We start from the raw sequence: 10,807 nt of genomic DNA, 5'->3' as shown, positions 1-10,807 counted from the left end.
GACAGGCTCAGCCTGAGCGGGATTGATAGACCAATTTAGAATTCCGCTCAGGCTGAGCCTGTCGAAGTCCCCGCGTTTTATCCCACCGCCCGCAGCCGCTCCAACGCCGCATCGCGCCCGATCAGCGGCAGCAGCGCACCCATGTCCGGCCCATGTTCCATGCCCGTAAGCGCCTGACGCAAAGGCAGAAACAGCGCCTTGCCCTTGCGCCCGGTGGCGTCCTTGAGCGCCCCCGTCAGCGCCTTCCAAATTCCCTCGCCCCACTCCAGCCCGGCCAGCACCTCGGCAGCCTGCGCGCAGAAGGCCCGGTCCTCGTCGGACAATTCCGCCGTCGCCACCGGCCCCGTCACGACAGCCCACCAGTCGGCCGCCTCGCCCACTTTGGCGAGGTTCGGGCGAATCGCTTCCCAAGCCGCCGCGTCCATCCCCTCGGGCAGCCGCGCGGCCACGGCATCGAAGCTAAGCGCATGGACCACGGCGGCGTTCACGCGCTCCAGTTCCGCCTCGTCAAACCGCGCAGGCGCGCGGCCGAAGTGCGAAAGATCAAAGGCCCCCGCCAACTCCTCCAGCCCCAGCAGCGGATCGACCGGATCGCTCGTCCCCAGCCGTCCGAGCAGCGCCACCAGCGCTTGCGGCTCGATCCCGACTTCCCGCAGATGCGCGACGCCCAGCGAGCCGAGACGCTTCGACAGCTTGCCCTCGGTCCCCACCAGTAGCGCCTCATGCGCGAACGCGGGCACCGGAGCGCCGAGCGCGGTGAACATCTGCACCTGCGCCGCCGTATTGGACACATGGTCCTCGCCGCGCAGGATGCTGGTCACGCCCATGGCGATGTCGTCGATCACCGAGGGCAGCATGTAGAGCCACGAACCGTCGGCGCGGCGCACGACGGGATCGCTCATCTGCGCGGCGTCGAATTTCTGCGCCCCGCGCACGCCGTCGTCCCAGCCGATCGGCTCGGCATGATCGAGCAGGAAGCGCCAGTGCGGCAGGTCGCCCGCCGCGATCTTCGCGGCCTTTTCCTCGGCCGAAAGCTTCAGCGCCGCGCGGTCGTAAATCGGCGGAAGACCGCGCCCCAGCAGCACCTTGCGGCGCAAATCCAGTTCCTGCGGCGTCTCCCAGCACGGATAGACGCGGCTCGCTGCTTCCAGCTTCGCGAAGGCTTCCTCGTAGACGGCAAAGCGCGCGGACTGGCGCTCCTCACCTTCGGGATGGAGGCCCAGCCAGGCCAGATCGGCACGGATCGCCTCGACATATTCCTCTTTCGAACGCGCCGCGTCGGTATCGTCGATGCGCAGCAGGAAGCGCCCGCCCGCCTGCTTGGTCAGCAGGAAGTTGTGCAGCGCCGTGCGGATGTTGCCGACGTGAAGGTGCCCGGTGGGCGAAGGAGCGAAGCGGGTAACGGTCATGGCGCCCGCAATTACGGGGCGCTGGCCGTCAGGTCAATTTCGGCGCGCAAACGCCCACTTTGCCGCCAGTGCCGCGAATCCCGCCAGCAGCCCCCAGAACGCCGAGCCGACGCCCAGCAGCGAGACACCCGAAGCGGTGGCTGCGAACGTCAGGATCGCAGCATCGCGCTCGGACTTCTCGACCAGCATCTGCTCCACCGCACCCGAAAGCGGGGCGATCAGCGCAATCCCGGTCAGCGCGGCGATCGCGGATGAGGGCATCGCGAGGAAGAACAGCACCAGCGGCGTCGAGAACAGCGCCAGAAGCAGATAGAAACCGGCATAGATCACGCCGACCACCCAGCGGCCTGCAGCATCGGGATGCGCGTCTGACCCCGTACAGATCGCGGCCGTGATCGCCGCAAGGTTCACGCCATGCGCGCCGAACGGTGCCAGCAGGAGCGTCGCCAGGCCCGTACTCAGAAGCAAGGGCCGCGGCGCCGGCGCATAGCCGGCCGAACGCAATACCACGAGGCCAGGCAGGTTCTGCGACACCAGCGTCACCAGGAACAGCGGCACCCCGATGGAGGTCACCGCGCGCCAGTCGAACCGGGGAGCGACCGGCCGCAGGCTCCCCAGGAAGGACCCGCCGTGATGACCGGCGAGATCGCCGCGCAGCAGCAGGACCGCGATACCGGCGCCCAGCACCAGCAACAGGGCATAGAGCGGCAGCCGCTGGCGAGCGATGACGAAAACCACCAGCAGTACGCAGACCAGCAGGGCGTCGCTTTCCAAGGTCCGGAACAGCTGCAGGCAGAACGGCAACAGCACGCCCGCCAGCATCGCCGAGGCGACCGAGGCGGGGATCCGCTGCGCCGCCCTCTCCAGCACGGGTACTACCGCCAGCACGCACATCATCGCGGCCGCCGCAAGAAACGCACCGATCGCGACGGGCCAGCTTACCGCTCCGGCGCTGGCCACCAGCAATGCGGCGCCCGGCGTCGACCATGCCAGCACGACCGGTATCCGCAGGCGCAGCGACAGCAGCCCGCCGCATACGGCGATGCCCAGGCACAAGGCGGTCACCGCGGAGCCGACCTGCCCCGCGTCCGCGCCCAGTCCGCGCATCGCCTGGACGATAAGCGGGACCGTGCCCCCGAAGCCCACCAGAGCGGCAATGAAAGCGGAAGTCCAGGCTGCGAGCGGCGGAGCGGCGGATATCGAAGAACGCAAAGGCATTTCGACCGTATGCCATGTTTCTTCGCCGAAGAAACCCGGGGCCGCCAACCGCTCCCAACCGCTGCTGCGACCATCCGAAACATGAGCGCTACATTATTGCGATTGACTCGCATTTGCACGACAAATAAGTGCGCGCAAAAGTCCAGCAACAATGATGAGGGTCCCAATGCGCCTGCCCGTCCGGCATTCCCTGCTCGCCAGCACGCTCCTGATCGCACCCGGCCTATGTGGCACCGCTCATGCCGACGAGGTCCCAGCGCCAGCTGCCGACACGATCATCGTCACCGCCGGGCTGGAGCAATCCAGTTCGGCCACCGCGCTGGCGCTGTCGGTCAAGGAAACGCCGCAGTCGGTGACCATCATCGACCGCAAGCGCATCGAGGACTTCGCCATCACCAACGTCAACGACCTGCTGGAGCAGGCGGTCGGCGTGAACGTCGAGCGGGTGGAGACCGACCGCACCTACTTCTCCTCGCGCGGGTTCGACGTGTCGAACTTCCAGGTCGACGGCATCGGCCTGCCGCTCGCCTGGGGCATCCAGTTCGGCGACCTCGACACCGCGCTGTTCGAGAACGTCGAGATCGTGCGCGGCGCCAACGCGATCATGACCGGGATCGGCAACCCGTCCGCCACCGTCAACTACGTGCGCAAGCGGCCGACCGACGAACTCAAGATCACCGGCTCGGCGCAAGTGGGCACGCGAGACTACTGGCGCGTCGAGGGCGACGCCAACGTGCCCCTCACCGACACGCTGGCGGTACGCGCGATCTATGCGCACGAGGACCGCGACGGCTACCTTTCGTACAACCACGTCAACCGCGACGTCTACGGCGCCATCCTGCGCTGGCAGGCCACCCCGTCACTGCGCGCGACGGTGGGCTACACCCGACAGGAAAACGACGCCGATGGCGTGCTGTGGGGCGCGATCCCGCTGGTCTACACCGACGGCGCCCGCATCGACCTCAAGCGCTCGGCGACGACCTCGGCCGACTGGACCTACTGGAATACCAAGGACCAAAGCGTATTCGGCGAACTGGTCTATGATTTCGGCGGAGGCTGGTCGGCCACCAGCATCGCGACCTACCGCCGTTTCCAGGAGAACGCCAAGCTACTCTATGCATACGGCTACCCCGATCGCGAGACCGGCGAGGGCGTCTACGGCATGGCCGGTATCTATCCTTCGGACTACAAGCAGTACCTTGGCGACGTCTACGTCTCCGGCCCGTTCCAGCTTTTCGGACGCGAGCACAAGCTGGCCTTCGGCGTCTCGGTTTCGAAGTCCGACGCCAAGGAGTACGAGAACTTTTCCGAGGACACGATCGTCTACCCCTCCCCTTCCGAGTGGGGCGAGACCGGCATTCCCGAGCCCAGCTATCCCGGCAGCTATCTCGCCGCCGACTACAGCGACCGCCTGACCCGCGTTTACGGCGCCGCGCACCTCAGCCTGACCGACCGGCTCAAGGCCGTTGTCGGGGCCAGCGCGATGTGGATCAAGTCGAGCGGCTTTTCCTACGGCGCGGATCAGGCACGCAAGGACAACAAGGTCAGCCCCTATGTCGGCGCGGTCTATGATCTGACACCGAACGTCTCGTTCTACGCCAGCTACACCGACATCTATAACCCGCAGGTCGAAGTCGGCATCGACGGCGCGCGCCTCGATCCTGCGAAGGGTACCAGTCTGGAAGGCGGCATCAAGAGCACGTGGTTCGGCGACAAGCTCTACGCCACCGCCGCCGTGTTCAGGGCCAAGCAGAAGGGCCTCGCCGAATATGCGGGCTACTTCGACGAGGACGGCTGCCCGGTCGGCGTCGACGGCGCCGCCTGCAACGGCAAGGCGGGCGGCAGCTACTATGACCCGCAGGACACCACCTCGACCGGCTTCGAAGTGGAGCTTTCGGGACAAGTGACGGGCAACTGGACGCTATCGGGTGGCTTCACGTACCTCGACATCGAGAACGCCGACGGCGAGGACACCCGTACCTGGATCCCGACCCAGTCGCTCAAGCTGGCGAGCACCTATTCGGTGCCCGAACTCAACGATCTGAAGCTCGGTGCGCAGCTTCGCGTACAGAACGCGACGACTGCGGTGGTCAGCGACCTGTCCTCCTATGGCGGCGTCGAAGGCGACGTGACGCTGAAGCAGAAGGGCTATGCGATCCTCGACCTCATGGCCGGGGTACGCGTGGTCGAGCACGTGCGCGCCAGCGTCAATCTGCGCAACGTGACAAACGTGAAGTACCTCAACAGCCTCAAGTGGGGGCAGGCGTTCTATGGCGCGCCGCGCAGCGCCGTGGTGACTCTGAGCGTCGAGTACTGAGGGGAAGGAAGACCCATCCCCCAGCCCCTCCCGCTTGCGGGAGGGGAACGAGACTTAGTGATTTATCACTTAGTCGCAGCGGGGTGGGCAACCGCCCCCTCACCCACTCCGAAACGCGTGGGTGATCGGATAGCGCCGGTCACGCCCGAAGTTGCGTGCGGTCAGCTTGACGCCGGGCGGCGACTGGCGCCGTTTATACTCGGCCCGGTGGAGCAGCAACTCCACGAGGCGAACGACGCCGTGCTCGAAACCCTCGTTGACCAGTTGCGCGACGCTCTTGTCGTGCTCCACCAGGCCGACGAGGATCGGATCGAGCACGTCGTAGGGCGGCAGACTGTCGCAATCGCGCTGGCCATCGTAAAGTTCGGCCGTCGGATCACGGGTCAGCGTTCCTTGCGGGATCACCGCGCCGCGCGGGCCGACGCCGATACGCGGCGCCTGTCCGTTGCGCCAGCGAGCCAGCGCATAGACCGTGCTCTTGTAGGCATCCTTGAGCGGCGCGTAGCCGCCCGCCATGGCCCCGTAGATCGCAGCATAGCCGACACTGAGTTCGCTCTTGTTGGCGGTAGACAGCAACATCGGGCCGAACTTGTTCGACAGCGCCATTAGGCCCGCACCGCGCACGCGCGACTGCAGGTTCTCCTCCGCGAGATCGCGCTGCGTGCCTTCGAAAGCCTCGCCCAGCATGGCGTCGAACCCATCGACAGCCGCGCCGATCGGCATCTCGGTATAGCGAATCCCCAGCGCGCGGGCGCAGGCCGCCGCGTCGTCGAGGCTTTGCTCGCTGGTGAAGCGCGAGGGCATCATTACTCCCCAGACCCGGTCGGCTCCCAGCGCATCGACGGCGATGGCTGCACAAGTCGCGGAATCGACCCCACCCGACAGACCCAGCACGACACCCGGAAAGCCATTGCGCTTAACGTAGTCGCGCAAGGAGAGCACCATTGCGCTGTAGATGTCCTCAGGGTGCTGCGCGAGCGGCTCCACTGCGCCGCGATCGCAGCGCCAGCCCTTGGCGGTCTTGGTCCAGCGGGTTTCCACGATTTGCTCCTCCCAGTCGCGCAGCTGAACCGCCAGCGCACCATCGCCGTTGACCGCGAAACTCGCGCCGTCGAAGACCAGTTCGTCCTGCCCGCCAACGCGGTTGAGATAGGCCAGCGGCAGCCCGGTATCGACCGCGCGGCGCTTGGCCACGCCTTCGATGCGCAGGGCCTCCTTGTTGATCTCGTAAGGGCTGCCATTGATCGAGATGAGGATTTCCGCTCCGAAATCGGCGAGATGGCGGCAGACCTCGTAACGCCAGATATCCTCGCCCACCGGCACGCCTATCATCGTGCCGCGCAGGATTATCGGCTCTGGCAGCGGACCGGGCTGGAACAGGCGCATCTCGTCGAAGGTGCCATAATTGGGCAGTTCGTGCTTCAGGCGAACCGCCGCGACCTTGCCCTGATCGAGCAGCGCCACCCCATTGTGCAACGCACCATCGAGCACGAAAGCCGACCCGATCAGCATCGCTGGACCGTCGCCGTAAGTCGATTCGGCGAGCTGCTGAAGCTCGGCCGCCGCGCGCTCGATCAGTGCGGGCTTGAGGATCAGGTCCTCGGGCGGATATCCGATGAGGTGAAGTTCGGGGAAGACAACGAGGTCGCTGCCCTTCGCCGCGTCACGCGCTGCCAGAATAGCGGCGGCATTGGCGGGAATGTCCCCGACCGACTGGTTGAGCTGCGCGAGCGTGATCTTCAGCGTATCGGGCATGGCCCGGTTGATGCCCCGCCCCCGAAGGCAGTGCAAACAAAAACCCGCCCTTCAATGAAGAGCGGGTCTTGCTGCTCCACATCCGCGTAAACGCGCAATGCAGAAACAAAAAACCCTCCCATCGGGGAGGGCTTCTGTCCGTCGTGAAACGGACTTTCCACAAGCCGGTTGGACCCGGAAGCGGAAAGCGGCGGGGGCCAGTGCACCGAAAAGGTAGCGCCGAACCCCCGAGCCGATTACATCGCCTCGGACGCAGCCTCGGTCGGAACGTCGGTGGCGTCACCGGTCATCAGCTCCTCGGGAGCGGTCTCGACCGAATCCGTGGTAGCTTCGGCGGCGGGCTCACCACCGCAAGCAGCGAGCGACAGTGCGGCAACCGACGCGAACGCGGCGAAAGCAATCTTCTTCATGCGAATCCCCTTGCATTGTTTGGCGCATAGGCCAACGCTTGCAGGCAAGCCTGCAGTGGCATTCTTTAGACGAGACAATGGTGCAACGCAAATAGGAATACGACAGGCGGAAATCCGCAGAATTCCTAGGGCTTGCGCACATATAAAGATATCTTTATATGATCCGGCATGCGGATCGACCCTCTTCTGCGCGCTCTTTCGGAGCCGACGCGCCTGCGAATGCTGCGTCTGCTCGCGCATATGGAGCTTGCCGTGGGGGAGCTTGCGCAAGTCCTCGGCCAGAGCCAGCCGCGCGTCTCGCGCCATATAAAGATTCTGTGCGACGCCGGATTGGCCGAGCGGCGCAAGGAAGGAAGCTGGGTCTTCCTGAGAATCGCCGTCTCCGAACAAGGCGAATCATCGCTCGGCACGGCGGCCGCGAATCTCCTCAACGTCGCCGAGCGTGACGACAGCCAGTTCGCCGCCCGCTGCGCCGAGGACCGCCGCCACCTCGCCGCCATCCGCGCCGGGCGCGAGGCGAGCGCCGAGGCCTACTTCGCCCGCCACGCCGCCGAATGGGACACGCTGCGCCGTCTCCACGGCGCCGACGAGCCGGTCGAGGCCGCGTTGCTCCGCGCGCTCGGAGAAGAAACCATCGGCGGGTTGCTCGACGTTGGCACCGGCACCGGGCGCATGGCGCAACTGCTGTCCGCGCGCGCGGGGCGGGTGACGGCGCTCGACAAGAGCCCTGAGATGCTGCGCATCGCCCGCGCCCGGTTGCAGGACCTGCCCGCCGACAAGGTCGATCTGGTGCAGGGCGACTTCACCGCCCTGCCCTTCGCGCCCGACGCCTTCGACACCGTGCTGTTCCATCAGGTGCTGCACTTCGCGCAGGACCCCGCCGTGGTGCTGACCGAAGCCGCGCGCGTGCTGCGGCCGGGCGGGCGCATCGCCGTCGTCGACCTTGCCGCGCACGAGCGCGAGGAAATGCGCGAGCGCCATGCGCACGCCCGTCTCGGCTTTTCGGACGAGCAGATGCTCGCCCATCTCGCTTCCGCGGGCCTTACCCCGGCCGAGCCCGTCGCTCTGCCGGGCGACCCGCTCACCGTTAAAATCTGGACTGCGCGGCGCGATGGTGTAACCGCGCGCCCTGAAAACCGAGAGACCGTTTGATGACCGCTTCCCCACGCGCCGCAGAAACCCCGATTTTCGCAGGGTTGCCCGGCGACATTTCCGTCTCCTTCGAATTCTTCCCGCCCAAGTCGGAGAAGATGGAGGAGCAGCTGTGGGACGCAATCACCCAGCTTGCCCCGCTCGACCCGGCTTTCGTGTCGGTAACCTATGGCGCGGGCGGCTCCACCCGTGAGCGCACCCACGCCACCGTCTCACGGATCGTGAAGGAGACCGCGCTGGTTCCCGCCGCGCACCTTACCTGCGTCGCCGCCAGAAAGGGCGAGATCGACGAAGTGGTCGATCAGTACTGGGAAGCGGGCGTGCGCCACATCGTCGCCCTGCGCGGCGATCCGCCGCCGGCGGACGGCGGCCGCTTCGTGCCGCATCCCGAAGGCTATGCCAGCGCCGCGCAGCTGGTCGAAGGCATCCGCAAGCGCCACGATTTCGAAGTCTCGGTCGCGGCCTATCCCGAAGTCCACCCCGAAGCGGTGAGCGCCGAGGCCGACCTCGACAACCTGAAGCGCAAGATCGACGCCGGCGCCACCCGCGCGATCACGCAGTTCTTCTTCTCGACCGACGCCTACTTCCGCTTCATGGACAAGGCGCTGGCGGCAGGCATTACCGTACCGATCCTGCCGGGCATCATGCCGGTCACCAGCTTCGCCGCGATCCGGCGCATGTCCGGCAACACCGAGATCCCCGGCTGGCTCGAGACGATGTTCGACGGCCTCGACGATCGCCCCGGCCCGCGCGCGCTGGTCGCCGCCGTCGCGGCGGCGGACCTCTGCAAGCGCCTCTACGAAGGCGGGTCCCGCGATTTCCACTTCTACACCCTCAACCGCGCCGAGCAGGCTTACGCGATCTGCCAGCTTCTCGGCCTGCGTCCCGTCAAGGAACTTGTCGCATGAGCGTCCGTGAAACCTTCCTCGCCGAGGCAGCCAAGCGCATCCTCATCACCGACGGCGCGTTCGGCACCGAGATTCAGAACTGGAAGCTCTCGGAAGCCGACTACGCAGGCACGCTGGGCCTGTCCCACGACCAGAAGGGCAACAACGACATCCTCGCGCTGACAAAGCCCGAGGTGCCGGAGTCCATCCACCGTGCCTACTTCGAAGCCGGCGCGGACATTGCCGAGACTAACACCTTCTCCGCCAACCGCATCAGCCAGGCCGACTACGGCGCCGAGCATCTGGTTCGCGAGATCAACGTTGAATCGGCAAAGCTGGCCCGCCGCCTCGCCGACGAATATCAGGCGAAGGATGGCCGCCCGCGCTTCGTGGCGGGCGCAATCGGGCCGACCAACAAGACGCTCTCGCTCAGCCCTGACGTCAACGATCCGGGCTACCGCGAGATCGACTGGGACACGCTAGTCGACATCTACAAGGAACAGGCCTCGGCCCTCATCGAAGGCGGCGCGGACTTCATCCTGATCGAGACGGTGTTCGATACCCTCAACGCCAAGGCAGGCGTGATGGCGGTGCGCTATCTCGAACAGGAACTCGGCCGCGAAGTGCCGATCATGCTGTCGATGACGCTGACCGACTTGTCGGGCCGCAACCTCTCGGGCCACACGGTCGAGGCGTTCTGGCACGCGGTTCGTCATGCGAAACCCGTCACCATCGGCCTCAACTGCTCGTTCGGCGCGACGCAGCTGCGACCGCACGTGAAGACGCTGTCGGAAATCGCCGACACGCTCATCATGATCTACCCCAATGCAGGCCTGCCCAACGAACTGGGCGCCTACGACGAAATGCCGGACACCACGGCGGGCTTCGTCGGCGAGTGGGCGATCGCGGGTCAGGTCAATGTGCTGGGCGGCTGCTGCGGTTCGACCCCGGCGCACATCAAGGCCATCGCCGACAAGGTGACCGGCATGGCGCCGCGCCATCTGCCCGAACTGCAGCCGGTGACGCGCCTTGCGGGCCTCGAACCCTTCACGATGGCCGGCTAATGGATTCGCTGCCGATCTGGCGCCTACGTCCGGCCGGGCCGGACGATGCCGACGCGCTCGCTCTAGTGGGTGCGGCAACCTTCCTCGAGAGCTTCGCAGGCGTGATCGACGGCGCGGGTCTCGTCGCGCACTGCGCGAAGCAGCATTCGGCCGAGACCTACCGCGCCTATTTCTCCAAGGGCGCAAAGGCGTGGCTGGCGGAGATTGAGCCCGGCGGCGCGCCGGTGGGCTATGCGCTGCTGTGCGAGCCCGAGATCGAGCATGCGCAGCAAGGGGACATCGAGCTGAAGCGCATCTACATCCTCTCGCGCTTTCAGGGATCGACGATCGCCAGTTCGTTGATGCAGGCGGTCGTCGCGGAGTCGGCAGGCCGTTCGCGGCTGCTTCTGGGCGTCAAGGACGACAACCACCGCGCATTCTCCTTCTATGCCAAGCACGGCTTCGAGACGATCGGCACCCGCCGGTTCGACGTCGGCGGCAAGACTTACGACGACTTCGTGCTGGCGCGGGTGCTGTAACGCCATGCCGCTTTGCCCACCCCCAGCCCCGCCCGCAAGCGGGAGGGGAGTCACTGTTCTTCTCCCCTCCCGCTTGC

At 66.2% G+C, this 10,807-nt stretch carries 9 protein-coding genes; 5 read left to right on the top strand and 4 right to left on the bottom strand.

The window, feature by feature from the left end; genetic code table 11:
• Positions 1-77: 77 nt before the first annotated feature.
• Both ACYPYD_RS14290 and ACYPYD_RS14285 read right to left on the bottom strand, forming a co-directional pair.
• Positions 78-1,409, bottom strand: a complete 1,332-nt coding sequence (locus tag ACYPYD_RS14290) for a glutamate--tRNA ligase (protein WP_459663780.1) — start codon at positions 1,407-1,409, stop codon at positions 78-80.
• Positions 1,410-1,442: 33 nt separating this feature from the next.
• The gene (locus ACYPYD_RS14285) at positions 1,443-2,627 is read right to left on the bottom strand and encodes a benzoate/H(+) symporter BenE family transporter (protein WP_459663778.1); all 1,185 of its coding nucleotides are present in this window, start codon (positions 2,625-2,627) and stop codon (positions 1,443-1,445) included.
• A 166-nt stretch (positions 2,628-2,793) separates the two neighbouring features.
• Here ACYPYD_RS14285 and ACYPYD_RS14280 point away from each other — a divergent pair, with 166 nt between their 5' ends.
• Positions 2,794-4,944, top strand: coding sequence for a TonB-dependent siderophore receptor (locus ACYPYD_RS14280; protein WP_459663777.1), 2,151 nt, complete (start codon positions 2,794-2,796; stop codon positions 4,942-4,944).
• Between the two features lie 99 nt (positions 4,945-5,043).
• Here the strand turns inward: ACYPYD_RS14280 and ACYPYD_RS14275 are convergent, their stop codons facing one another.
• Positions 5,044-6,699, bottom strand: a complete 1,656-nt coding sequence (locus ACYPYD_RS14275; protein ID WP_459663775.1) for an NAD+ synthase — start codon at positions 6,697-6,699, stop codon at positions 5,044-5,046.
• Positions 6,700-6,935: 236 nt separating this feature from the next.
• Positions 6,936-7,109 (bottom strand): hypothetical protein, encoded by a 174-nt coding sequence (locus tag ACYPYD_RS14270; protein WP_170065941.1) that lies wholly within the window; start codon positions 7,107-7,109, stop codon positions 6,936-6,938.
• 168 nt (positions 7,110-7,277) lie between these two features.
• On the opposite strand from ACYPYD_RS14270, the gene ACYPYD_RS14265 reads away from it, so the two are divergent.
• From ACYPYD_RS14265 to ACYPYD_RS14250, 4 genes are read left to right on the top strand one after another with little or no spacing between them, the layout of a single operon-like run.
• Positions 7,278-8,261 carry an ArsR/SmtB family transcription factor gene (locus tag ACYPYD_RS14265; RefSeq protein WP_008833154.1) on the top strand — a complete coding sequence of 328 codons (984 nt, stop codon included), beginning with the start codon at positions 7,278-7,280 and terminating at the stop codon, positions 8,259-8,261.
• Entirely contained in the window at positions 8,261-9,169 is a 909-nt protein-coding gene (metF, locus tag ACYPYD_RS14260) for a methylenetetrahydrofolate reductase [NAD(P)H] (protein ID WP_459663773.1), read from the top strand. The genes ACYPYD_RS14265 and metF overlap by 1 nt, the downstream gene beginning before the upstream one ends.
• Positions 9,166-10,212 (top strand): homocysteine S-methyltransferase family protein, encoded by a 1,047-nt coding sequence (locus ACYPYD_RS14255; RefSeq protein WP_459663772.1) that lies wholly within the window; start codon positions 9,166-9,168, stop codon positions 10,210-10,212. Before metF ends, ACYPYD_RS14255 begins: the two co-directional genes overlap by 4 nt.
• Positions 10,212-10,730: an N-acetyltransferase family protein gene (locus ACYPYD_RS14250; protein WP_459663770.1), complete on the top strand. Its 519-nt coding sequence runs from the start codon at positions 10,212-10,214 to the stop codon at positions 10,728-10,730. Before ACYPYD_RS14255 ends, ACYPYD_RS14250 begins: the two co-directional genes overlap by 1 nt.
• Positions 10,731-10,807: the final 77 nt, after the last annotated feature.

It is taken from the genome of Novosphingobium sp. 11B (assembly GCF_054589055.1).
Note: the sequence above shows the minus strand (reverse complement) of the source record. Positions and strands in the feature narration are given on the sequence as shown.